The following is a 22,434-nucleotide window of genomic DNA, read 5'->3' as shown; positions in this document are numbered from 1 at the left end:
TCTTTGATTCTTTCGTAGATGACTTCGCAATTGAATATACCAAGATTTATGAGCTCTTGAATGGTGTCTTTGTATGGATCGAGCTTTGATCCTCTTTTGGGATGCGGCTTCCTTTCGGGAATGCCCTCTGCCCTTAAGTATTTTCTTACCGTATTCCTTGAACGGCCTGTTTCTCGTGCAATTGCACGGATGCTCTTGCCCATTGCTCTTAATTCGTGTAACATGATAATAGATCCACTCCCCAGCACTTATTTCCCTCCGATCTTTTGGCTGGTATCAGAGGGATATTTCGCCAGGGGGTGGGTCAATTCCTTTTCGTTGCTCCTGGGTCAATTATACACCGGCGGTGACACTTTCCCCTTTTTCCTTAATCCTAACTATGTGTAATCAAAATAAACTCCCCTCATCTTTCAAATAAACTCCTTTCACAAATACCCCTCAAACCCTTTAAAAATCGTTAGTGTATTCTATTCTATTATTTCCATTTATACCCTTACCCTTATTCCCTTCATCCTTTTTCCCTTAAAATTCCATAACTGGCAGTTGAAAAAGAAAAAAAGTCCTTTTGGAAAATAAAAAACATGGCCTACAGGACATTCCTTTGCCCTAATAAACCATGTTTCCTGAAACAACTTGCAAAATTTGCCTACAGTTCCCTGCGGCCTTCCAGCGCTTTGGCCAGGGTTATCTCGTCGGCGTAGTCCAGGTCTCCCCCCATCGGGATACCGTAGGCTATGCGCGTCACCTTCAATCCCAGGGGTTTGAGGAGCCTGGCGATGTAAAGGGCCGTGGCTTCGCCCTCCACGTCGGGGTTTGTGGCGATGACGACTTCCTTCACGCCGGAAGACACCCGCGACAGCAGTTCCTTTATCCTGATATCATCGGGGCCTATGCCCTCCAGCGGCGAAATCACCCCGTGCAGCACGTGATAGAGCCCCTTATAATCCCTGGTCTTCTCTATGGCGACCACATCCTTGGGTTCCTCCACCACCATAATGGTGCTCCTGTCCCGGTGGGACGCGCTGCATATGCTGCACGGGTCCACGTCGGTGAAGTTGCCGCATACGGAACAGTATACGATGGATTCCCGGGCGCCGGCTATAGCCTGAACAAGTCTTACCGCCCTGTCCGCAGGCATTTTCAGGATGTGAAAGGCCAGTCGCTGGGCTGTCTTGGGGCCTATGCCGGGGAGGCGGGACAATTCTTCGATGAGCCGTGCGATCGGTTCCGCGTAATACCCCATCTCAATCCTTCCTTAAAACAGCCCCGGTATGTTCAATCCGCCGGTGATCTTGCTCATTTCCTCGGTCACCATCTCCTCGGCCTTTTGCAGTGCTTCGTTGACGGCAGCAAGAATGAGGTCTTCCAGCATTTCCACGTCGTCGGGGTCAACGGCCTCCGGCTGGATCTTAATTTCCATAAGCTCCTTCTTGCCGTTGGCTACCGCTTTTACCACACCGCCGCCCGCGGTGGCTTCCACGGTCTTCTGCTTCAGTTCCTCCTGAAGCTTCACCATGTCTTCCTGCATTTTCTGCACCTGCTTCATGAGCTTGTTCATATTGCCCATGCCGCCGAAGTTTTTCATGAAAACCGACCTCCAATCCAATTAATTATCTTCCAGTTCAACGATGTCCTCACCGAATAACTCGACAGCGCTCCTGATGAACTCCTCATCGGAGACGTCTTGGGAATCCCGGCTCGCAGCCGCCTCCACCTTTTTAAACCCCTTTACGGCAATCTGCATGCCCGTTATATTTTTTATCGCTTCTTCTATTATATTCTTTTGCTTTTCTACTAAAGCTTTCTGGCCGTCGAATCCCTCGAAGGAAAGGAACAAGTTGCCCTTTTGAAGTTCCACGGGCTCGATCCGGCAGGCCTCCATGACGTTAACCAGGGCCATCTTCCCCTTCCTTGCCAGTTCCTCCAGGACCCGGGGCCATTTCTCCTTCAATTCCAGCAGTTCTTTCCCGGGGCCTTCGCGCCGGACCTCCCCGCCTTCCGGGGGCGGGGCGGCAACCGTTTCGGACATCACTCCGAGAGATTTTTCGGACCTGATTGGCGCACCTCCGGGTGCAGGACTTCCGGTCTCGGAGCCGCCGGACGCACCACCGGCGTCAGGGTCTTGAGCTTCACAGGCGGCGGGTCTGCGGGAAAGCCCCTCCAGCCTTTTTTCCAGCTCTTCAACCCTTTCCTCCAGGGCCTTTATCCTGCCTGATGTCCCCGTTTCGCCGGTCCAGAGCTCCGGCATAGCCAGCTTTACCATTGCGGCTTCCAGCGCGGTGCGGGGCTGGGACGCCCACCGGACGTCGTTGGAGGCCGCTTTTAAAAGGTCCAGTATGTGAAGAATTTCTTCGCGGGAATAGCTTTTTGCGAGGGCCTCAAGCTCCCTGTACTCCTCGTCGGTCACATCCACCAAGTTCCTGCCGGCACCAATGGACACCATGAGCAAATTTCTGTAAAACCCCATCAGGTCGTCGGTGAAGCGCAAAAGGTCCTTCCCCAGACCCATAACTTCCTCGATGATGTCGAGAATCCTGCCGGGAGCCCTCTGCCTGACCGCCCGCGAAACCTCGAAGAGCAGGTCGTCGCCCACCGCTCCGAAGAGCGAAAGGGCATCCCGGTAGGTAAGCTTATCGCCGCCGAAAGCCAGGGCTTTGTCCAGCAGGCTCAAAGCGTCCCGCATGGACCCCTGGGAACTCCTGGCTATCAGGGCGAGAGCTTTTTCTTCAGCCTCGACGCCGTTTTCCGCCGAAATTCTCTTCAGGTGGGCCACCAGTTCTCGGGTCTGGACCCTCCTGAAATCAAACCTCATGCAGCGGGAAAGGATGGTGGAGGGGAGCTTGTTGGGTTCGGTGGTGGCGAGAATAAAAACCACGTGCTCCGGCGGCTCCTCCAGGGTTTTCAGAAGGGCGTTGAAGGCTTCGGTGGTGAGCATGTGCACCTCGTCGATTATGTATACCCTGTACCGCCCTTCGGAGGGAGGGAAATTCACCCTTTCCCTGAGAGTGCGTATGTCGTCTATGCCCCGGTTTGAAGCCGCATCCATCTCGATAACGTCTATCATGCCGCCTTCGTTGATGGCCTGGCAGTTGCTGCACCGGTTGCAGGGGGTGTCGGTGGGGCCCTGTTCGCAGTTCAGGGCTTTTGCGAAAACCCTCGCGGTGCTGGTCTTGCCGGTGCCCCTCATGCCGCAAAAAAGATAAGCGTGACCAATCCTTCCGGTTCTGATCTGGTTTTTTAAAGTCCTTACAATGGCTTCCTGACCCACGATCTCATCGAAATCCCTGGGCCTGTACCTCCTGTATAGGGCCACGTACGCCATGGGATCTCCCCCACGATTTCCTTATATATTTTAAAGGCCGCCGGAAAGTTCCGGCGGCTGAAAATTTTGGCCGTGCACCCTCCGTCGATTTTTCCCTCCGGGCGTTACCATGATAGTTAGCTCCGACCAGGCTGCCCCGCGGCACATGGAAGGGCTTCCTTACCGTTGCTTCCTCCCGGACCTGGCGGGGTTCAGAAGTTTCCATTGCGCGGGACCCGGCCCTCCTCGCCACTTGTCATGGCCGGACCCCACAGGGAGAAAACCTCGGGAGGGAATTCGACCCCACTACAGCGGTTTGTGGGTACAGGGCACCGCTACCTCCCCGTCTAGCACGGCCAAATTTTTCTGCAGATATAAAAATGGCGGAGAGAGCGGGATTCGAACCCGCGAGACGAGGATTTTCCCCGTCTACTCGATTTCCAGTCGAGCGCCTTCGACCACTCAGCCATCTCTCCACGCTTTTTTTCTGGCGGAGAGAGTGAGATTCGAACTCACGAGGCGGGATTACCGCCTACTCGCTTTCGAGGCGAGCGCCTTCGACCTCTCGGCCATCTCTCCACCAAGTTATGATCTTTTTTGCCTGAAAAACTCCTTCAGCAAAATGCCGCATTCTTCGGCCAGCACACCGGAAACTACTTCCGGGTGGTGGTTGAATCTTTCGACGCTGAAAAGGTCCACCACACTGCCCGCAGCCCCGGCTTTCGGGTCCTGCGCGCCGAACACCACCCTATCGAGCCTGGCCAGGATAATGGCCCCGGCGCACATGGGGCACGGCTCCAGCGTAACGTAAAGGCTGCATCCCGTGAGCCTCCAGGTGCCCATGGCATCGCACGCGGCCCTTATCGCCAGTACCTCCGCGTGAGCGGTGGCGTCCCGGCTTCCCTCTCTGAGGTTATGGGCCCGGGCAATTATGCGGCCATCGTACGCGATTACCGCCCCGATGGGCACTTCGTCTTCCTCAAAGGCCTTCCGTGCTTCCTTCAGGGCTTCGCGCATGAAGTATTCGTGGTCTTTTTCCTGCATTATTTTAATCCCTTTTAAAAAGAATGGTGCGCCCGGGAGGACTCGAACCCCCGGCACGCGGTTTAGGAAACCGCTGCTCTTTCCTCCTGAGCTACGGGCGCATATGATAAGTCTCTGGTGCGCCTGGCAGGAGTCGAACCCACAGCCTTCTGATCCGTAGTCAGACGCTCTATCCATTTGAGCTACAGGCGCACGTATGGCGGAGAGAGCGGGATTCGAACCCGCGATACGGATTTTAGGTCCGTATAGTCGCTTAGCAGGCGACCGCCTTCGACCTTCTCGGCCATCTCTCCCCGGGAATTCTGGCAGAGGGGGAGGGATTCGAACCCCCGGCCCTTTTGGGGCACTGGTTTTCAAGACCAGCTCCTTAAACCACTCGGACACCCCTCCGTCCGATGGCAATTCAAAGTATAGCATATTGAAGGTCTATTGTCAACCGGAAGAGACACAATGTACCTATTCCGTTGCAAGACTTATTTATGGTAGAGAAAGCCTTTTGCGGTGTATTCGGTCGTACAAAACATCTACGCTGAAATTGATTATTTTTATTGAACTCACAGGCTAATATAGTATAATATATGGCAGGAGGAATTTCAAATGCATTTATTTCAATTTTCGCTCGATGACCGCAACCTTTTTCTAATTTCGATCGGTGTGTTCATCGCCCAGATAGCCTTTTCATCTATTACCCCCTTTCTCCCGTCGCTCCTTATTGAATTGGGCCTGGAATCTAACATATCCTTCTGGTCGAGCCTCATATTTTCCATACATGCGGTGACTTTCGGAATCATGGCCCCCGTATGGGGCGCTATCTCGGACCGTTACGGCAAGAAGCCGATGATGGCCCGGGCTGGCCTCGGTATGGGGGTAGTGTATTTTCTAATGGCCGCATCCAAGAACCACATCCAGCTCCTGATGCTCAGAGCTTTGAACGGCGCTCTGTCGGGATACATACCGGCGGCGATAACCCTGGTGGCTTCCACCAGCAGCCCGGACAGGCTCAGCCATAACCTGGGAATGGTCAACGCCGCATCCGCCGTAGGGGCCATTACGGGACCGATGATCGGAGGTCTGACCGCAAAGCTCTTCGGAGTGAGGGGCAGCCTTGCCTTCACCGGGTTTCTGCTTACCATCGCCGGGGTGCTGCCCTACGTCACCAGGATAAAAGAAGCGCCCCGCTCAAAAAAAGCGGAGGACTCGATCAAAGACAGCATCATCAAGACTTTCAAAAACCGGCAGCTCACCCTGGTGTTCATGACCGGGCTTTTGACTCAGGCCGCCCTTATGGCCATACTTCCGACGCTGAGCCTGGTCATGAGAAAGATGGCCCCGGAGAATGCGGAGCTTTATACCGGCATGGTGTTCTCTATTATAGGGATTTCGACGGCCATCGCTTCGCCCTTTATCGGAAAAATGACGGGCATCCCTCTCACATCCCTTTACCGCTGGTCTCTCGCAGGCAGCTCTCTTTTAACCGCCCTGCAGGGGCTGGCCGGTTCGGTGGCGTCTTTATTGATCTTGAGGTTTATATTCGGGTTTTTCAACGCAGCCATGACCATCTCGGGAAACGTGCTCATAGCGAAGGTCGGCGGCAGGGGCAGGCAGGGGAGTTCCTTCGGAGTCTACAACGGAATAATGTCCATCGGCCTCGTATTCGGGTCAACCCTTGGCGGCATAATGGGCGATCGTTTTGGACTGGCCTATTCGTTTTTCGGAAGCGCGTGCCTCTTTCTTGCCGCATACCTGCTTTCATTCTTCGTCAAGGAACCTGTCCGCGAGGATTCGGGCGCCGTTTAAAGGTCCTCTTTGCCTTCCTGACCCCAGGAAATTACCTTTATATACGTCCCCTCTTCGCCGGTTAAGACTTCCACGGTCACCGAAAGCTTTTCCCTTGCCCGGCCCGCCGCACCCTGTGACGTTATCTCCAGCCTGCCGGGGTTTACCTCTTCCACCGATACCTCAAAAGACCCGTCTCCCAGGTCTCCGGCTCCTTTGGGCCTGTGATCCGGGTCTTTTTTCAAGGCGGCGAGGGTTTTCTGGATTCCCGCTTCCGCCAGGTAATATGCTATCGCGCTATCCCTGAAATACGCGGTTTTTTTGAGTTCGGCGGTCATCATGTCCAGAATGGCAACGCCCAGCAGGAGCAGCACTGCGACTGCAAATACAACCGTAATAAGGGCGAGGCCCGCTTCACGGCCGCTTTTAGGCAGAACTTTATTCGACACTTGCCTCACAAACCTTTCATGAAACATTCAATAATAAAATACCACCGGTTAAACTTCGTTTCAAGAAAATTTTTGTTATAATAGGATTATGAGAAGAGGGATGGTTTATGAGTGAAAAAATAATCTTCGAAGACTATATAAAACAATTACAAAAAGATTCTTTTAAAATATACAGCCTGATGGAATCCGAACGGACCCGCGGGAAAAAAGTTAAGCGAAAACCCCGCGATCCCGAGGAAACCTTCGTCCTTTTTCTACTCGATTATAAAAGATGGCAGAGGGCGTTAGAGACCGGTGCCATTAGCGAAATCGCCCCGAGGAGGTACAGATTAGATTGGATGAAAAACTTTTGAAGCAGCACTTAAAGTCTATTGCAGATGAACACAACAGTTTGAAAAAAGCATTAAAAATTACGGCAATTATAACTGAGGCCCTGAAAACCAAAAATATCAAGCCTATCCTTGTTGGTGGCAGGGCACTAGAATTTTATACTCTTGGAGGTTATGCGACAAAAGATATCGATCTAGTAATAAGAGGGAGAGAGCACGCAAAAGAAGTATTTGAAAAGCTGGGATTTACCAGAAGGACAGGAGAAAGGCATTGGTACAATGAAGAGATCGATCTGGCTATTGAAGTTCCCGATGAATACCTTGCAGGATCAACAGAAAAAGTTATCACAGTCGAAGTAGATAATATGGAAGCTTATATAATCGGTATCGAAGATTTGATAATTGACAGGTTATTGGCGGCAAAATTTTGGCATAGCACCGATGATGAAGAGTGGGCGATAAAAATTATGGCATTGCACTTTAAAAAGATTGATTTTGATTATTTAAAAGAAGAAGCTCATAAAAACCAGGTTGCAGATATATTAACTTCCGTTATCGATAAAAGCAAGAAATTAATAGAAAAATTATAGATTAACCCTTTTATAGCTCCTTTACCATTATCAGCCAATCTCCCTGAAGGTCCCTGGTTTTTCCGGCCGGTTTGAAGCCGTACTTTTCGTAGATCCTCACGGCCGGAGCGTTGTCGGGCCTTACCTCCAGCTTGACCCTCCTGACACCAAGAGAAGCCATGTATTTTAAACCCGCCTCCAGCAGCTTTTTCCCAATCCCCCGGCCGTGGTGCTCGGGGGCGACGGCTATGGAGAGCAGCTGGGCGGAGGGCCTGGTAGTGACCTCGAACTTCATGTAACACAGCTTATTCTTCACCACTCTGTATATCGTCGATAAACCCACACCGTATATCCCGCCGATGGCCTTTAAGAATATCTTGAAGAGAAATCCGGAAAAGATTGCCCTCAGCCAGAGCCTTTTTATGTCGTCGGCCATAACTATATAGCCGCAGACCTCGTTGCCGTCGACGGCCACCATGAACCCACCGTTGAAGGTATCCCGCAGAAGCATAAAAAAGTCGCGAAACGCCCTTTTAACGGCAGAGTTCAAAGGCGTGAAAAACATTATGCTCCTGCTGAACGCCGCGCAGAATATGTCCACCACGGCCTCAATGTGTTTGATCTCCGCCGCTATTATTTTCATCAACCTGCTCCTCCGTCCTCATCAATTCCGCCAGAAAGATCATCTGGTCCACAGTCACGAATTCGTAACCCCGGGCCCTCAGCTCATCGATTACAACCGGAAGGGCCATGACGGTGCTCGTCCTGTCACCGCCTTTAAAGGTCACCAGGTCCCCGCTGTCGTGAAACAGAATTATCGACCCCGGCTTCACCCGGTTGACCACATAGGAAACTATATTGTTGGGCGGCAGCTCAGCCCAATCCATAGCGGACACGTCCCACAGCACCATCGTGTACCGCTCTTCCTTCAAAAACTTCCTGGCGTAGGCCGAATAGACGCCCCTGGGCGGCCTGAAAAGTGTAGCCCTTACGCCGGTCGCCTTTTTTATGGCTTCTTCGGCTTTTTTTATCTCCTCCCGGGTTGCCCTAGCAGAAAGCGGTATGAGGCTCCGGTGGGAATAGGTGTGGTTGCCTATGGAATGCCCCTCCTTCACTATTCTTCTGGCGATCTCGGGGTACTGTTCCGCATTCTTTCCGATCAGAAAAAAGGTGGCAGGGACGCCCTTTTCTTTTAATATGTCTAATATCTGGAGAGTGTATACGGGGTCCGGGCCGTCGTCGAAGGTGATGGCCACATATTTAAACTGCCACGGTCCATGCCGGATTATATCCCTCTGCACGCCGAAACCCTTGTATACGTATTTGTTAAAATAAAACAGCAACAGTAAAAAGAGCAGCAGGGAAGCGAAGGCCGCTCGGGTAAAAATGGCAGGTTTCAGCCGTTTTTCAAAGGCAGGCGGCCAGAACTGCACGGCCAGGCTGCCGAATATTAGAAGCGATATTATTATATAAGAATCGCTCCTGAAAAATTTTAAGGCTAAAACAGGGATTAAAAAGGAAGTGGCGAAAACCGCACTGTCATAATCGTTAAAGAGAAATTTTAGGAGCAGGAAGAAAAACAGTATGATAAGCCCGAAAGGCGGCGACATGAAGGTGATCACTCCAAGCGCCAGGGCCTCCGTAGTATCCCCGTTGAATTTATAAAAAAGCGGCCGGGTGTGGCCTATCAGCACCCCACCCGAGGCGAGAAGATAGGAAACCCCGGAGGGGAGGTACATACCAGCCAGCCACATGGTGAGATATCCTTTTGAAAAATCCAGAATATGGCCCACTGGGCGGTCCTTTATCACGAAAAAACTACCGATGAAGTATGAGATTATACCCGAAAGCCAGAGCTGCGCCATAAAATCTTCCCCTTTTTGTATTTATATGTTTTTCCCTCAGCGCATGCTCCGCTCTTTGCTGAGTTAAAATTATGCAGCGCCCACAATATTCTAACAAACGGGTCTTTCTTAAGTCAATGTGCGGGGATACACTTATAAATTCTTACTTATTTCTTGTAATAGAATTTTATTAAGGAGTTTTCAATAGCAACCAAAAGGAAGTGACAAAATGCCATCGGACCTGATTCAAATTGACAGGGGTAAGTTGGAAGTCTTTATAGCAGAAAAGCTCGGCCAATTCACCGAAATTGCGGGGGTATATCTTTTTGGCTCTGCACTTGATAAGATGAGGACTGACAGCGACATAGATTTGGGTATAATACTGGTACCCGGTGCGGTAAGCTCCGTAAAGGAGCTCTTTTTATCGTCGCAGGGCTTCCACGGGCGGCACCGAGGCGGCGGTCCACGCCGGATACACGCCGAAAAGCAGGCCGCACCCCAGGGCCACCAGCACCGCGACTTTCACCGCCTCCAGGCTGACGACGGCGGTGAGTCCGTACCGGTTGAATATGCCCACGCCCCATAATCCCGCGGCGGTGCCAGCCGCCGCTCCCATGCCGCTCAGGTAAAGGGCCTCCAGCAGGAACTGCATCAGAAGGTCGGAGCGCTTGGCCCCCAGCGCTCTCCTCACGCCTATCTCGCCGGTCCTCTCGGTTACCGCCACCAGCATTATGTTCATTATGCCGAGGCCTCCTACCAGCAGGGATACCGCAGCTATTCCCCCTAAAAGCAGTGTCATGACCCTGTTGGCCTTATCGGCCTCTTCTACCAGCGTATTGAGATTGGTAATTGTAATTATGTCCTTGCCAAGTTCCAGGCCCGGCGTGCTGTCTTTCCCGGGGGTTTCGGGGGCCGGAGCGGGCTTGGGTTCCACCGGTTTTCCCGTTCCGGGCCCTTCGCCGGGCGTTTCTCCCTGCTTCTGCTCCCCGCCGGTGGGAACCGGGGCTTTGTTGTCAAGCCCCAGCTTTCTCCTGTAAATTCGCCCCAGCTGGGCTATTGCAAGGTCCGCCGCCTTTGCCGATTCGGCTTTAACCCATATTTCGTCGACCGTCCTTTTCCCAGCTATCTTCATGGCCGTAGTGTACGGTATTATTATTTTATCGTCTATGCCTTCCCCCTGACCTTCGCCTTTTTTCTCCAGCACACCCACGATCCTGAAGGTCTGCCCGTTCAGCGTGACCGTCTGCCCCACGGGACTTCTGCCACCCAACAGGCCCGCACCTATGTTGTAGCCCAGCACGGCTACCGGTGACCGCTGTTCCACATGCCAAGGAGTAAAAAACCTGCCGGATACGAGTTTATGGTCGCGAAGCTGGGGGAAATCGCTGCTCACACCCAGTATATCCACCTGTCCCCTGGCCCTTCGCCACTTCATGACGGCATTAGTCCGGGTCACCGGGGACGCATATCTGAGCCCGGAAACCCTCTCCACCAGCTCCCGGGCCTCTTCGGGCTGAAACTCGGCCTTCGCGTCGTGGGCCTTTATCACGATTACGTTGGAACCCAGGCTCTCAAACTGCCGCACCACGGCCAGGCGCGCCCCCTCACCTATACCCATGAGGCTTATAACCGACGCAACGCCAATGGCCACTCCCAGCATAGTGAGGCCGGAGCGGAGGGGATTGACCGCAACCCCGTGCCACGCCATCTGAGCGCCGAAAATGAACCGCACCCAGAAAGACCGCCACGAATCAAAAAACCTCACCGCCATCCCCCCTCAGTTCCCCTTGTCCTGGGGGCTGCCGCCGTCACCCTGGCCTTCACCGTTCCCCTGCTGGCCGGTCCCGGGCAGGATCTCGTTAGATTTAATCCGCTGCCCCGGCAGTATGTCGGCACTGCTGCCGGTCACCACCAGCCAGCCCTCTTCGAGGCCGCTTTTAATCTCCGCATGGCGATCGTTCATCAGCCCCAGTTCGACGCGCACAATCTTTGTGGTGCCATCGGGCTGCAGCACCTCTACCATGGGCTGGCCGTCCTCCTCGAAAACGGCTTCCACCGGCACGAGCAGCACGTTGCTGGCGCTGCCGGCCTCTATGTACGCCCTGGCCTGCATCCCCGGCCGCAGTTCCGGCGTGCCCTTCACGCTTATGGAAACCTCAAACCGGGTGATGCCGCTCATATCCTTGCCCATGGTGGCGACGTGCATCACTTTACCTTCAAACGTCTTACCCGGCAGGGCGTCCACCGTCACTTTCACGGGAGACCCCTGCTTCACCATGAGCACGTCCACGTCGTCCACCTGGGCCCACATCTGCATATCTTCGGAGTTGTAGATGTGGCCCAACCACTCGCCCATCTGTATGGTCCTGCCGGGCTGGGCGTTTATGCTGGCCACAACACCGTCCATGGGGGATTTGATTTCAAGAAGCTCGTACTGGCCGTAAAGCCGTCTGAGCTTATCCTCAAGCTCGCGGATCTTTTCCAGCTCCTCTTCCAGCATATCGCGCACATCGGAGCCGGTAAGGGAAATTACCGCATCTCCTTTCTTTACCCGGTTCCTGTCCTTGACGTGAACCTTCGTCACCCGGGCTTCAACGGTGCTCGTGATGGTCTCCTCCACGGAGTACCCTTCCACCTGCGCCGGAAATCGCAGCCAGAGAACCGCCGGATCGTCGGGCCGGGTAGTTTCGCCTTTTGCTACTCCTACCTGCGCCGTCATGCCCGGCATCACCAGTCCGGGGTTATCGCCCTCTATCGTCATATAATAGACGTACTGGTACAGCGCATCGCCGCCCTCGCCCCCTCCGCCGCTGCCGGGCGAAGGCTCAACTACCGGCTCGGTATTTATATCCGTGATCCTCCCTTCGATCACTCCCTCAAACTGATTGAACCTCAAAAACGCCTTGCGGCAGTCCTTCGCCATCTCGAATTCCCCGGGGTTCAGCTTCGCCGTAACCTTGAATTTGGAATCGTCGACGACCCGGGCCACTATATCCCCCTGCTTGATCTCCGCACCTTCTTTTACCGTAAGGCCTATTATCCTGCCGTCCTCCGGCGCCCTTAAAGTTATGCCGGTGGATGGGTCCACGCCGTATATCTCATGGGGCTCCACGTTTAATTTGCCGGCCAGCGACTTTTTCGCAGTCTCCAGCTGCTGCTCCAGGGACTCGATCTCCCCCTGGAGGCTTGGAGCCCTGAGTCTGACCAGAAGCTGCCCCGCCTTTACCTCATCCCCTTCCTTCACCAGCACTTCCTCTATTATGTAACTCGCAGGCCCCCCCTGCCCTTCCATATTGTACGGCACCACTATTCCACCGCCCCGGTTGGGGTGGAGCGGGCCGGAAGTTTCCACACCGACGCTTATGTCTCCCCTGATCACCTTTGCCGTGGAGTATACGGGTCCCGTGCTCGTTTCTTCGGGCGGAGGCATAAGGCTTTTAAAGGCGTAAAACCCACCGGCTACCACCGCAGCCACCACGGCAATGACGGCTAAAATTTTTCTGTACACGGTAAAGACCCCTCCTTGCCAGTAAATCATCGATTCCACTATAATAGAACCCCGGTTACGGCGACCAGCCACCGGGCATCCGCCGATTTATATCAACCCACCAGTTCTTCTTCTTTGATCCTCCCGTCCAGGAGCTTCACAATGCGGTGCCCGTAGCGGGCCATGTCCCGGTCATGGGTAACCATTATAATCGTGATGCCCCTTTCCGCGTTAAGCTTCCGGAACAGCTCCATGATCGTCCGGCCCGTTTTTGAATCCAGGGCACCGGTGGGCTCGTCGGCCAGGATGAGCAGCGGTTCCTGGGCCAGGGCTCTCGCAATCGCCACCCTCTGCTGTTCCCCGCCGGAAAGCTCGGAGGGCTTGTGGTGAATCCGGTCTGAAAGCCCTACGGCCTCAAGGGCTTGCCTTACGCGCCTTCTCCTTTCCGCCGCACCAACGCCCCTGTATATGAGGGGAAGCTCCGCGTTTCCCATGGCGTCCAGGCCCGGCAGCAGGTGAAAGCTCTGAAACACGAAACCTATATAACGGTTCCTTATTTCGGAGAGTTTATCGTCGCTTAATCTTTCAACCCTCATGCCGTCGAGTATGTACTCGCCCCCGGAAGGCCTGTCAAGACAGCCTATTATGTTCAGCAGCGTGGACTTCCCCGAGCCCGAAGGGCCCATTATCGTGACGAATTCGCCCTTTCCCACCGCCAGGTCTATATCGCTAAGGGCGTTTATAACCACCCTGCCGTTTCTGTACCACCTGGTTATGCCTCTGAGTTCTATCAGCGGCAAAAAATCACCCCCTTATTAGCCGTTTACTTCCACTCCATTATTTGGATAAAAAAAATAGCCCCGACAACATCCTATCAGATGCCCGGGGCAAAATCAATACAATTTTGATTCTACTGTAAAATCATTATTATTGTAAAACACCTGCCGCCGGCCTATGTTCGACTGCCATTTACCCTGATACCGTTCAGGACAATATCGATGACCATCACCTTTATACTTTCCGGGTCATACTCGTCCTCCTTAAAAAGCTCCCTGAAAAGCACCAGGCGGCATGATTCCAGCAGCATCAAAGCTGGGATTACCGGCATTACGGGCTTTAATTCCCCCGCTTTCATGCCTTCTTCCAGGATATCCTGGACAATCTTCGCGGTGATTATCTTTACATTTACCAGCCATTCATAAAGCTTTTCATCTATCTCTCTGTGATCTTTTATCAGCAGCTTGAAAAAATTCGATGACTCCTGGAAATACCTTATGAGTACGCTCAGGGCGTTGTCCAGCCTTTCGCGGTAGTCTTTACCTTTTGCCGCTGCGGATTTAAAGTCGTCAAGAAAGTTTGAAGTGCAGTACTTTATCACATCGAAAAAAAGATCCTTTTTGCTGCGGAAATATTCATACACCGTTCCCTTCCCGATACCCGCCAGTTCGGCGATTTCCTCCATCTTCGTATCGTGAAAACCCTTCCGGGTAAAAAGCTCCCCGGCGGCCTTGATTATGGACTCGTAGCGCTCCCTCTTCCGGTCAGTACCGATGTCTTCCTTACCCATCTCCCTTCTTTCACCCCTCTTTCAGACCTACCGGTTGACGCTCATGTATACCACATTATCCAGGTTTAACGCGGCCAGGTTATAGGCGTAGATGACCTGGGCCCTCTGAAGCTTCGCCTGTTTTAAGGCTTCCTCCGCCTGCATCAGGTCCACACCTCTTATGAGCCCCGCCTCGTAGCTGAGCTTCGCAAGGCGGTAACTCTCCTCTGCCATTTCTAAAGACCTGTCGAGCACCGGGATGCTGGCCGCCGCCGCTGTGTAATCCAGGTAGGCCTTCCTCACTTCCTGCTCCACGCGGCTAAGGGCCTCTTCATAGTTCAGCTCCGCCTCCTTCAAGGCGTACTCCTTCTCCTTGTATTTGAAAGTATTGGAGGGATAAACCCTTTTTGTCATGTCGAAATCCAGCCGGACCAGTTCCAGCTGCTCCCGGGCCTGAACGAGGTCGATCCTCCTTTCCCTGGCCTGCAAAAGCAGCTCTTCCAGGCTGATTTCCTTATCCGCCGCTTTGAACTCAAGGGCCTCCGAAAGTTCTATTCCTCTTTCCATGTCCACTTTTAAAAGCTTTTTCAGATCTATATACGCTTTTTCCTTCTCGGCCTCCGCCTTTTTAAGCTCGGCTTCGGCCGTAGCTACCTTTACCCTGGCGTCCAGGAGGTCCTTTTTGGCCGCCGATCCGCTTTCGTACAGAGCCTTTGCAATCCTTTCCATTTCCATGGCTCTCTTCAGGCTGTCCCCGGCGATCTGGAGCCTGTCGCGGGCGGCCAGCGCCGCGTAATACGCCGCCTCGACACCGAACCGGATGCTCCTTCCGGTCGCCTCCACCCCGAGCTCTGCCAGCTTCAGCTCCATATCCGCAGCCTTTTTGCCAAGCTCCATCCCATACTCGTAATCGAAATCCTTAAGGTTGGTCCCGTACGCTTCTTCCTTCTCCTCAACCTTCTTTTCCTGATACCGCAGCTCCTTCTTCTTCAGCTCGGCCTTTTCCACTCCCAGCTGCGCAAGCCCCACCGCCGGGTTGTTCTTCAGTGCAAGCTCCACCGCTTCCTCAAGGGACAGGGTTAAAACATCACCGGTATCGGCGCCGGCCGCACCGGATGAAACGGTGAACAGAGCCAATACCAGGATCACCGAGAGAAAACCCGCCGTTTTCCTTAATTTCCTCATTATTTTATTACCTCCCGAATATGCGGATACCGTTCATCCGCAGATTGATCCTGCCTATTATTTTCCCGAAATCCTCGAACAACGTGTATATCACCGGGACCACCACCAGGGTGAGCACCGTTGACACCGTAAGCCCGCCTATGACCGCCGTTGCCAGAGAGGCGCGAAGCTCACCGCCTTCTCCCAGGCCCAGGGACAGCGGGAAAAGCCCCAGTACTGTCGTGAGCGTCGTCATCAGTATGGGCCTGAGCCGGATCGGGCCCGCTTTCAATATAGCCTCTTCCCGGGAAAGTCCCCTCTGCCGCAGCTGGTTTATGAAGTCGATCAGCACTATACCGTTGTTTACGACTATACCGGCCAGCATTATTATCCCAATGAAGGAGGTTATGTTGAGGCTCCTGCCGGTCAGAAGCAGGGATAAAACCACCCCGATCAGGGCCAGCGGCACGGTAAACATAATTATGAAGGGCTGCGACAGGGACTCGAACTGGGCCGCCATAACCATGTATACCAGCAGAACCGCCAGCAGGAACGCCAGAAAGAGGCTTTTAAAGGACTCCATCATCTGCTCCTGCTCTCCACCCATTTCTATGCTGTACCCCTCCGGCAGCCTTAGGGACTTCAGTTTTTCCTGGATATCCCTGTTGACTTCGCCGGAAAATCTGCCGAGGACGCTGCCGGTAACCCTGACGGTCCTCGTCTGGTCTTCCCGCTCGATGGAAATAGGTCCTTCGGCCTTTGTCACCTCGGCTATACCGGAAAGGGGCAGCATTACTCCCGCCGGGCTCGGAATGGTGAGGCTCTTCAGCTTGCCTATATCGTCGATCAGGCTGCTTTCAGCTTTCACCTTTACATCTATTTCATCGCCGCCCATCCTGATCCTGGTGGCGGTACTCCCCTGTACCGCCGTCTTCACGTAGCTGGCCACATAGGCGGAATTCCACCCGTAGAGCGATGCTTTTTCCCTGTCGATCTTTATATTGATCTCCGGGCGCTGCCTGGCGAGGCTGCTTTCAACTTCCCGGGTACCGGGCACCGATTTTACCGCTTCCACGACCTTTTCCGATATGTCTTTCAATGTCTCCAGGTCGTCGCCCTTGATTTTAATGGAAACCGGGTCCTGGTCCCCTCCTAAGAACATCATCGTCTCCATAGCCGAAACGCCGACCTTCACGCCGGGGGTCTTTTCGGCGAACGTTCGGATTTCCTCGGCAACTTCCTCGCTGCTCCTTTTTCTCTCCGCCAGGGGCTGCATCTTTACCAGCATGGTGGCCTCATTGTCTTTTCTCTGATCCGACGTCCCTTCATAACCTACAATGTTCAGCACGCCCTTTACTTCGGGTATGGCTTCTATCTTTTCGTTAAGGTTATCTACCACCCGTTCCAGTTCCTCGATCCTGGTGCCTTCGGGCATCTCGACGCTCATCATAATCATGCCCGAATCGGACCCGGGCAGGAACTCGGTTCCCACCAGCGGTACCAGCGCCATGGTGGCCGCGAAAGCCGCCGCCGCGACGCCCACCACCATCTTCCTGTGGGCCAGAGCCCATTTCAGGGATTTCTGATAAAGGGATAGAACCCTTTCATAGGCCTCATCGAACCTCTGCCCCAGCTTAGCAAGCCATCCCCGGGACGCTCCCTTCACCTCCCTCACCATGAGTCTTGACGAGAGCAGGGGGATCAGCGTGAGAGCCACCACTAGGGACGCCAGCAGCGAAAAGGTAACCGTGAGGGCGAATTCTTTGAAGAGCTGCGCCGTAATACCCTCCACGAACACGATCGGCAGGAACACGGCAACGGTGGTCAGCGTCGACGCCATAACCGCCCTGGTGACCCCATCGGTCCCCGAGACCGCCGCCGTTACAGCATCCCCTCCTTCCTGTCGGTGCCTGAAGATATTCTCCAGTACCACAATGGAGTTATCCACCAGCATTCCGACGCCCAGGGCAAGCCCGCCCAGGGACATCATGTTGAGGGTAAGTTTATTGAAATAGACCAGGATAAAGGTTGTTATTATTGAAATGGGAATCGATACACCGATTATGATTGTAGTCCGCACATTTCTTAAAAATAGGTAAAGTATGAAGACTGCGAGGAACGCACCGGTGGCGGCGTTTTCGACGACGCGGCCTATGGCTTTTTTGATGAAATCCGCCTGGTCGAAAACCACTTCGTAGCCGGTATCCGGAGGCAGCTCCCGCTGTATATCTTTAAGTTCCTTCAGCACCCTTTCAGAGACCTGCACGGTGTTGAAGCCGCTCTGTTTGAAAACCAGAAAACCGATCCCTGGCTTGCGGTTATACCTTGCCAGTATATCTGTCTCTTCGGTATCCTTCACCGTCGCTATGCTGGAAAGCGGCACCGTAACACCGCCGCCTATCGGAACGGGCAGTCCCTCGATCTCGGATATTTCCCTGAATTCGGAAGTGATCCTTATCAGGTATTCCCTCCTGCCGTAGGATATAGAACCTCCGGGGAGATTCAGATTTTCCGCACGAAGAGCATTGACGATGGTATTCATTGAAATCCCGTAATGGGCCAGCCTGTCGGGGTCCACTATTATCTGTATCTCCCTCCTGCTCCCCCCGAAGGCCTGAACCATTCCCACGCCCTCCAGCTTCAGCAGCCTGTTTTTGACCTTATCCTCGGCGATCTTCCTAAGCTCTTTCATGTCCCGGCTGCCATAGAGGGCTATCTCCATGACCGGAATCTGCGAAGCGTCGTATTTATAAATCTGGGGGGAACCGGCTTCCGATGGCAGGGCGTTCTTGATAAGGTCTATCTTCTCCCTGACGTTCAGCACGGCGAAATCCATGTCAGTGCCCCAGTTGAACTCCACCGTTATGCTTGATACACCTTCCAGAGAAGTAGACTTGACGCTTTTGACGTTGTTGACCGTACTTATCACCTGTTCCAGGGGCTTTGTAATCAGGTTTTCTATTTCCTCGGGCCCCGCACCCTCGTATTCGGTTACCACCATCAGCGTGGGAAAGCTTATATTTGGCAAAAGGTCTATGCCAAGCCTGTCGAGGGAAACAGCACCCAGCACCAGCACGATGAGGACGATCATTATCATGGTAACCGGGTGCCTTATCGAAAACTTCGCTAGGCTCATTTCGTCCCCTCCTTGCCGGTCACTTCCACCGGTGTACCGTCGTCCAGATACTCCTGGCCCTCAACCACAACTTCGAGACCTTCCTCCAGACCCTCCTCAATTACCGTAAATCCGTTAACCGTAGGGCCGGTAACGACCTTCACCACTTTTGCCTTCCCGCCTTCCACCAGGTAGACTATTTTATCCCCGCCTTTTGTGAGCACGCATTCCTCGGGAACGGCTATCACTCCGCTGTATGAGGCGACGGCCAGCTTCACCCTGGCGAACATGCCGGGCTTTACGTTTTCGCCGGCTCCGGCTATATTCACTTCAACGGGGTAGGTACCGGTCCTCGGGTCCTTGTAGGGGCTTACGCTGGTCACCGTGCCTTCCAGGTTCACCCCGGCGGCTTCGATGGCAACCTGAACCTTCTGCCCGGTTCTCATGGAATTTATAACATCTTCGCTTACGTTGATCTTAACGACCATATTGCCTGTGTTACCCAAAGTGGCTACGGGTATGCCAGGAGTAAGGAGCTGGCCCACCTTCACGTCTACCGCCCCGACAACGCCGTCGACGGGCGCGGTTATCAGCGTGTTATCGAGGGCGCTCTGCGCGGCGGAAAGCGCGGCCCTGGCCTGCTCCACCTGGGCTTTCGCCGCCGCCACGGTTTCCGGCGCCGACTTATCTTTTGTCATCTCCAGCTGCACCTTGGCAGATTCGTACTGCTCCTTCGCAACTTTGTACTGTAGCTCGATGCTTTCGAATTCGCGCATCGATATAGCTCCGTCCTGATACAGTTTACTCATCCTCTCGTAATTCCGGGCGGCGTCGTTAAAGCTCGCCTGCGCCTGTTTGAACGCCGACTCCAGCCGCTGGACCTCCTGCTCCAGCTGGCTGCTTATTTTATTGTAGTTGGCAAGGGCTGCTTCGTACCCCGCTCTGGCCTGGCTCACCTGTGCCTGCACGTCCTGCTGTTCTAGCTTTACCAGCACCTGGCCGGCCTTTACTTTATCGCCGGCCTTTACCAGAACCGCTTCCACTCTGCCCGAAATCTTGGCGGTAACGGTTACCTGGCCCGCAGCCTCCACCGTACCGGGAAAGGAACGGTACTCCGCCAGATCCCGCGCAGTCACCCGGTCCACCCTCACGGGGACGGGCTTCTGGGCACCGGCGGTCGCCGGCGGCTTCCTGCCGCAGCCCGTAACGACCATTACAAGGATAAGAAAAAGGATCAATGCCGCAAACCCTTTTCTGATCATTTAAACACCCTCCCACAGTTCGACCGACCGGTCGGTCTATAGGGTTAATATTACCATAATTTGTGTCCAATATCAACAGCTCCAAGGATAAACGTCAGGCAGGAATAATAATTAAAGCCACCATTAAATTCTTAAAAACTGTTTCTTTAGATTGTTATCACAAATTTTACATATTTCCATAAACATATTTCGATATAATATTTGTTAAAAAGCAGTTTTACGCGGAGGTGTTCTATGAAGTATAAAAAAATATTAGTCCCCATAACAATTGCCGCCGTCGCCGCAGCATCCTACTTTTTCTTCGCAGGCGGCCGTCAAAAGGCGGCCTCCACCACCCCTGCCCTGACCGCCCGCGTACAGAGGGGCGACCTCACCGTGAGCGTCAAGGCCAGCGGGACGATACAGCCTTACGAGCTTCACGAACTGCTGCCTAGGGGCAGCGGCAAAGTGGTAAAAATTTACGTAAAGGCCGGCGACCGGGTCAATAAGGGCGACCCGCTGCTCGTATTGAGCAACGAGGAAACGGACCTCTCGCTGCGAAAGGCGGAATTAAGCGTAGCCCAGCAGAAAACAACGCTGGAGGAGGCCCTTTTGGCCCTGGAAAAGACCGAGGTCAGGTCGCCCGATAAAGGTCTTGTGAAAGAGATTACCGTGAGGAAGGGCGAATCCGTATCAAAGGGCGCCGTGGTGGCAAGGCTCCAGTTAAGCCCCGGTAAAACCCTGGTCCGGGCCCCCTTTAACGGCTACCAGATAAAGAACATAAAGCCGGGCCAGAAGGCACAGGTGCTTTTTTTGGATTCTCTTTTCACCACCGAAGGAGCCGTAAGGGAAGTGGAGGAAAAGGGCGTCGTACAGCCGAGCGGTGCTGTATTTTACTACGCCACCGTAGAAATTGACGGTGATTACTACATAGAAGGCCAACAAACCCTGGTTGACGTCAGCATCTCTACGGAAAACGGGACCGAGCAGAGCGTCCAAAGCGCCGCCCTGGAGCCGCCGGAACTGGTTGACGTAAAGGCCGAGGCTGCCGGGACGGTTGAAGAAATTTACGTAAAAGAAAATGCGGTCGTCGATGAAGGCGGGAGGTTGCTCTCCTTAAGCTCCGAGGAAGTCAACCGGAATGTGGAAACCGCCCGCCGGTCCCTGGAGCAGGCACAGCTGGACTACCAGCAGAAACTCCTGCAGAAGGAGCAGCTGACATATACGGCCCCCTTCGACGGCACCATCGTCGAAGTGAATGCCAGCGAAGGCGAGGAATTGATCCAGTCGGGCAGCCAGGAAAACCGCAACCCGCTTGTAATAATGGCGGACTATTCTAAAATGAAGGTGGTCGTGTCTGTCGACGAACTGGACGCCATAAGGGTAAAGCCGGGAATGCCGGCAAAGGTCACTTCCGACGCGCTGCCGGGCAGGACCTGGGAAGGCACCGTCGAACACGTAGCCGAAATCGGCACCGTGCAGAACGACGTTTCCACCTTCGACGTCACCGTCGTGACGGAGCCCATTGAAGAGCTCAGGGCCGGCATGACCGTAAGCGTGGAGATAATCATGGAGACAAAAGAGGATACGCTGATGGTACCCGTATCGGCCGTGCGGCAGATAAACGGAAAAAGTTTCGTCGTTCTGGCGGAAAAAGGTCAGTCCTCCCCGCAGAACGGCAATGGCCGTCAGAATTTCAAAGAAGTAAAGACGGGTATCTCCAACAGCGAATACGTCGAAATACTGGAGGGCCTGAACGAGGGCGATTTGGTACTGCTGACATCCGGCACCGGCAGGACGACAGGAACAACCCAGCGCACCCAGATGCGGCCCCCGGGAATGTTCATAGGGCCGTCCGGACCCAGGCGGTAAAAGGAGGATGGCGACAGTGATCGAGCTGATAGGCGTTTCCAAGGTTTACGGAAAGGGAAAAAACCAGGTACCCGTCCTCGATGACATAAACCTTAAAGTAGATGAAGGCGAATTCGTGGCCGTCCTGGGACCTTCCGGGTCCGGAAAGACAACGCTGATGAACATCCTGGGCCTCATCGACACCCCGACCTCGGGCAGCTACATCTTTGAGGGCAAACCCGTCAGCGAATTGAAGGACCGGGAACTGGCGAAGATAAGGAACAGGAAAATAGGCTTTGTATTCCAGAGCTTCAACCTCATACCGGACCTGGACGCCCTGGAAAACGTCGAGCTGCCCCTCATATACGCCGGCGTAAAGCCCGCCGAGAGGCAGACGAGGGCAGCCGAACTTCTTGACCTCGTAGGCCTATCGGACCGGACCCGTCACAGGCCTTCGGAAATGTCCGGCGGCCAGCAGCAGAGAGTGGCCATCGCCCGGGCTCTGGCCGCTGACCCACCCCTCATCCTGGCCGATGAACCCACGGGCAACCTGGACTCCAGATCCGGCGCCGAAGTAATGAACATCCTGGAATCACTAAACGGGTCCGGAAAAACCGTAATACTCATAACCCACGACAGGGAGATCGCTGCCAGGGCCAAGAGAAAAATCGAAATAAGGGACGGAAAAATAGTCCGCGACGAAAGGGTGAAGGATTAA

General features: G+C 53.9%; 20 protein-coding genes, 6 tRNA genes, 1 other RNA gene and 1 pseudogene. 6 read left to right on the top strand and 22 right to left on the bottom strand.

Annotated features, from left to right (window positions below; translation table 11 throughout):
* The 12 genes from LZ11_RS08260 to LZ11_RS08205 all read right to left on the bottom strand — a co-directional run.
* Positions 1 to 248, bottom strand: a 248-nt coding sequence (locus tag LZ11_RS08260) for a helix-turn-helix domain-containing protein (protein ID WP_148866478.1), incomplete at its 3' end; no start/stop codon positions are given.
* A gap of 398 nt (positions 249 to 646) precedes the next feature.
* The gene (gene recR / locus LZ11_RS08255; protein WP_148867418.1) at positions 647 to 1,243 is read right to left on the bottom strand and encodes a recombination mediator RecR; all 597 of its coding nucleotides are present in this window, start codon (positions 1,241 to 1,243) and stop codon (positions 647 to 649) included.
* Positions 1,244 to 1,255: 12 nt separating this feature from the next.
* Positions 1,256 to 1,585, bottom strand: coding sequence for a YbaB/EbfC family nucleoid-associated protein (locus LZ11_RS08250; protein WP_148867417.1), 330 nt, complete (start codon positions 1,583 to 1,585; stop codon positions 1,256 to 1,258).
* A 21-nt stretch (positions 1,586 to 1,606) separates the two neighbouring features.
* On the bottom strand, positions 1,607 to 3,322 hold the full coding sequence (gene dnaX, locus LZ11_RS08245; protein ID WP_148867416.1) for a DNA polymerase III subunit gamma/tau: 1,716 nt from the start codon (positions 3,320 to 3,322) through the stop codon (positions 1,607 to 1,609).
* A gap of 70 nt (positions 3,323 to 3,392) precedes the next feature.
* Positions 3,393 to 3,657, bottom strand: an RNA gene (ffs, locus tag LZ11_RS08240) — signal recognition particle sRNA large type.
* 25 nt (positions 3,658 to 3,682) lie between these two features.
* Positions 3,683 to 3,777, bottom strand: a tRNA-Ser gene (locus tag LZ11_RS08235).
* 12 nt (positions 3,778 to 3,789) lie between these two features.
* Positions 3,790 to 3,880, bottom strand: a tRNA-Ser gene (locus LZ11_RS08230).
* A 6-nt stretch (positions 3,881 to 3,886) separates the two neighbouring features.
* Positions 3,887 to 4,345 carry a tRNA adenosine(34) deaminase TadA gene (gene tadA / locus LZ11_RS08225; RefSeq protein ID WP_148867415.1) on the bottom strand — a complete coding sequence of 153 codons (459 nt, stop codon included), beginning with the start codon at positions 4,343 to 4,345 and terminating at the stop codon, positions 3,887 to 3,889.
* 24 nt (positions 4,346 to 4,369) lie between these two features.
* Positions 4,370 to 4,446 (bottom strand) — tRNA-Arg (locus tag LZ11_RS08220).
* A 14-nt stretch (positions 4,447 to 4,460) separates the two neighbouring features.
* Positions 4,461 to 4,537, bottom strand: a tRNA-Arg gene (locus LZ11_RS08215).
* Between the two features lie 5 nt (positions 4,538 to 4,542).
* Positions 4,543 to 4,638, bottom strand: a tRNA-Ser gene (locus LZ11_RS08210).
* 10 nt (positions 4,639 to 4,648) lie between these two features.
* A tRNA-Ser gene (locus tag LZ11_RS08205) sits at positions 4,649 to 4,735 on the bottom strand.
* Positions 4,736 to 4,942: 207 nt separating this feature from the next.
* Between LZ11_RS08205 and LZ11_RS08200 the strand changes: the two genes are divergently transcribed.
* Positions 4,943 to 6,142 carry an MFS transporter gene (locus LZ11_RS08200; RefSeq protein ID WP_148867414.1) on the top strand — a complete coding sequence of 400 codons (1,200 nt, stop codon included), beginning with the start codon at positions 4,943 to 4,945 and terminating at the stop codon, positions 6,140 to 6,142.
* Here LZ11_RS08200 and LZ11_RS08195 read toward each other — a convergent pair.
* Positions 6,139 to 6,570 (bottom strand): pilus assembly PilX N-terminal domain-containing protein, encoded by a 432-nt coding sequence (locus LZ11_RS08195; protein WP_148867413.1) that lies wholly within the window; start codon positions 6,568 to 6,570, stop codon positions 6,139 to 6,141. The two genes, LZ11_RS08200 and LZ11_RS08195, sit on opposite strands and share 4 nt — an antisense overlap.
* A gap of 107 nt (positions 6,571 to 6,677) precedes the next feature.
* On the opposite strand from LZ11_RS08195, the gene LZ11_RS08190 reads away from it, so the two are divergent.
* Positions 6,678 to 6,923: a hypothetical protein gene (locus LZ11_RS08190; RefSeq protein ID WP_148867412.1), complete on the top strand. Its 246-nt coding sequence runs from the start codon at positions 6,678 to 6,680 to the stop codon at positions 6,921 to 6,923.
* The gene (locus LZ11_RS08185; protein WP_148867411.1) at positions 6,905 to 7,489 is read left to right on the top strand and encodes a DUF6036 family nucleotidyltransferase; all 585 of its coding nucleotides are present in this window, start codon (positions 6,905 to 6,907) and stop codon (positions 7,487 to 7,489) included. The genes LZ11_RS08190 and LZ11_RS08185 overlap by 19 nt, the downstream gene beginning before the upstream one ends.
* Positions 7,490 to 7,499: 10 nt before the next feature.
* On the opposite strand, the gene LZ11_RS08180 is transcribed toward LZ11_RS08185, so the two are convergent.
* Together LZ11_RS08180 and LZ11_RS08175 are read right to left on the bottom strand one after the other, a co-directional pair.
* Positions 7,500 to 8,111 (bottom strand): GNAT family N-acetyltransferase, encoded by a 612-nt coding sequence (locus LZ11_RS08180; RefSeq protein ID WP_148867410.1) that lies wholly within the window; start codon positions 8,109 to 8,111, stop codon positions 7,500 to 7,502.
* Entirely contained in the window at positions 8,077 to 9,333 is a 1,257-nt protein-coding gene (locus LZ11_RS08175) for a glycerol-3-phosphate acyltransferase (protein ID WP_148867409.1), read from the bottom strand. Before LZ11_RS08175 ends, LZ11_RS08180 begins: the two co-directional genes overlap by 35 nt.
* 208 nt (positions 9,334 to 9,541) lie before the next feature.
* Here LZ11_RS08175 and LZ11_RS13180 point away from each other — a divergent pair.
* Positions 9,542 to 9,688, top strand: a pseudogene (locus tag LZ11_RS13180) (nucleotidyltransferase domain-containing protein); the annotation flags it as partial.
* A gap of 45 nt (positions 9,689 to 9,733) precedes the next feature.
* On the opposite strand, the gene LZ11_RS08170 reads toward LZ11_RS13180, so the two are convergent.
* The 7 genes from LZ11_RS08170 to LZ11_RS08140 form a co-directional block, all read right to left on the bottom strand.
* Positions 9,734 to 11,077, bottom strand: a complete 1,344-nt coding sequence (locus LZ11_RS08170; protein ID WP_246110766.1) for an ABC transporter permease — start codon at positions 11,075 to 11,077, stop codon at positions 9,734 to 9,736.
* A gap of 12 nt (positions 11,078 to 11,089) precedes the next feature.
* A complete protein-coding gene (locus LZ11_RS08165; RefSeq protein ID WP_246110765.1) occupies positions 11,090 to 12,892 on the bottom strand; it encodes an efflux RND transporter periplasmic adaptor subunit in 1,803 nt (600 codons plus the stop codon).
* Positions 12,893 to 12,912: 20 nt separating this feature from the next.
* Positions 12,913 to 13,599, bottom strand: coding sequence for an ABC transporter ATP-binding protein (locus tag LZ11_RS08160; RefSeq protein WP_281282729.1), 687 nt, complete (start codon positions 13,597 to 13,599; stop codon positions 12,913 to 12,915).
* 152 nt (positions 13,600 to 13,751) lie between these two features.
* Complete coding sequence (locus tag LZ11_RS08155; RefSeq protein ID WP_148867407.1) at positions 13,752 to 14,366, bottom strand: TetR/AcrR family transcriptional regulator; 615 nt, start codon at positions 14,364 to 14,366, stop codon at positions 13,752 to 13,754.
* Positions 14,367 to 14,393: 27 nt separating this feature from the next.
* On the bottom strand, positions 14,394 to 15,530 hold the full coding sequence (locus LZ11_RS08150; RefSeq protein ID WP_148867406.1) for a TolC family protein: 1,137 nt from the start codon (positions 15,528 to 15,530) through the stop codon (positions 14,394 to 14,396).
* Between the two features lie 7 nt (positions 15,531 to 15,537).
* Positions 15,538 to 18,645 (bottom strand): efflux RND transporter permease subunit, encoded by a 3,108-nt coding sequence (locus LZ11_RS08145; RefSeq protein ID WP_148867405.1) that lies wholly within the window; start codon positions 18,643 to 18,645, stop codon positions 15,538 to 15,540.
* Positions 18,642 to 19,886, bottom strand: coding sequence for an efflux RND transporter periplasmic adaptor subunit (locus LZ11_RS08140; RefSeq protein ID WP_148867404.1), 1,245 nt, complete (start codon positions 19,884 to 19,886; stop codon positions 18,642 to 18,644). Before LZ11_RS08140 ends, LZ11_RS08145 begins: the two co-directional genes overlap by 4 nt.
* A 234-nt stretch (positions 19,887 to 20,120) precedes the next feature.
* On the opposite strand from LZ11_RS08140, the gene LZ11_RS08135 reads away from it, so the two are divergent.
* Positions 20,121 to 21,737, top strand: coding sequence for an RND family efflux transporter (locus LZ11_RS08135; RefSeq protein ID WP_148867403.1), 1,617 nt, complete (start codon positions 20,121 to 20,123; stop codon positions 21,735 to 21,737).
* A 16-nt stretch (positions 21,738 to 21,753) separates the two neighbouring features.
* Positions 21,754 to 22,434, top strand: coding sequence for an ATP-binding cassette domain-containing protein (locus LZ11_RS08130; RefSeq protein ID WP_148867421.1), 681 nt, complete (start codon positions 21,754 to 21,756; stop codon positions 22,432 to 22,434).

The sequence above is a fragment of the Thermosediminibacter litoriperuensis genome (assembly GCF_008124715.1).
GTDB lineage: Bacteria > Bacillota > Thermosediminibacteria > Thermosediminibacterales > Thermosediminibacteraceae > Thermosediminibacter > Thermosediminibacter litoriperuensis.
The sequence above is the reverse complement of the archived record's forward strand: the minus strand, read 5'-3'. Positions and strand labels throughout refer to the sequence as shown.

What these genes read in the sequence shown, in the direction of transcription:
- dnaX (WP_148867416.1), bottom strand. Translation starts at nt 3,322, where the DNA reads ATGGCGTACGTGGCCCTATACAGGAGGTACAGGCCCAGGGATTTCGAT.
- LZ11_RS08145 (WP_148867405.1), bottom strand. Translation starts at nt 18,645, where the DNA reads ATGAGCCTAGCGAAGTTTTCGATAAGGCACCCGGTTACCATGATAATG.
- LZ11_RS08190 (WP_148867412.1), top strand. Translation starts at nt 6,678, where the DNA reads ATGAGTGAAAAAATAATCTTCGAAGACTATATAAAACAATTACAAAAA.
- LZ11_RS08175 (WP_148867409.1), bottom strand. Translation starts at nt 9,333, where the DNA reads ATGGCGCAGCTCTGGCTTTCGGGTATAATCTCATACTTCATCGGTAGT.
- tadA (WP_148867415.1), bottom strand. Translation starts at nt 4,345, where the DNA reads ATGCAGGAAAAAGACCACGAATACTTCATGCGCGAAGCCCTGAAGGAA.
- LZ11_RS08200 (WP_148867414.1), top strand. Translation starts at nt 4,943, where the DNA reads ATGCATTTATTTCAATTTTCGCTCGATGACCGCAACCTTTTTCTAATT.
- LZ11_RS08155 (WP_148867407.1), bottom strand. Translation starts at nt 14,366, where the DNA reads ATGGGTAAGGAAGACATCGGTACTGACCGGAAGAGGGAGCGCTACGAG.
- LZ11_RS08180 (WP_148867410.1), bottom strand. Translation starts at nt 8,111, where the DNA reads ATGAAAATAATAGCGGCGGAGATCAAACACATTGAGGCCGTGGTGGAC.
- LZ11_RS08250 (WP_148867417.1), bottom strand. Translation starts at nt 1,585, where the DNA reads ATGAAAAACTTCGGCGGCATGGGCAATATGAACAAGCTCATGAAGCAG.
- LZ11_RS08135 (WP_148867403.1), top strand. Translation starts at nt 20,121, where the DNA reads ATGAAGTATAAAAAAATATTAGTCCCCATAACAATTGCCGCCGTCGCC.
- LZ11_RS08150 (WP_148867406.1), bottom strand. Translation starts at nt 15,530, where the DNA reads ATGAGGAAATTAAGGAAAACGGCGGGTTTTCTCTCGGTGATCCTGGTA.
- LZ11_RS08140 (WP_148867404.1), bottom strand. Translation starts at nt 19,886, where the DNA reads ATGATCAGAAAAGGGTTTGCGGCATTGATCCTTTTTCTTATCCTTGTA.
- recR (WP_148867418.1), bottom strand. Translation starts at nt 1,243, where the DNA reads ATGGGGTATTACGCGGAACCGATCGCACGGCTCATCGAAGAATTGTCC.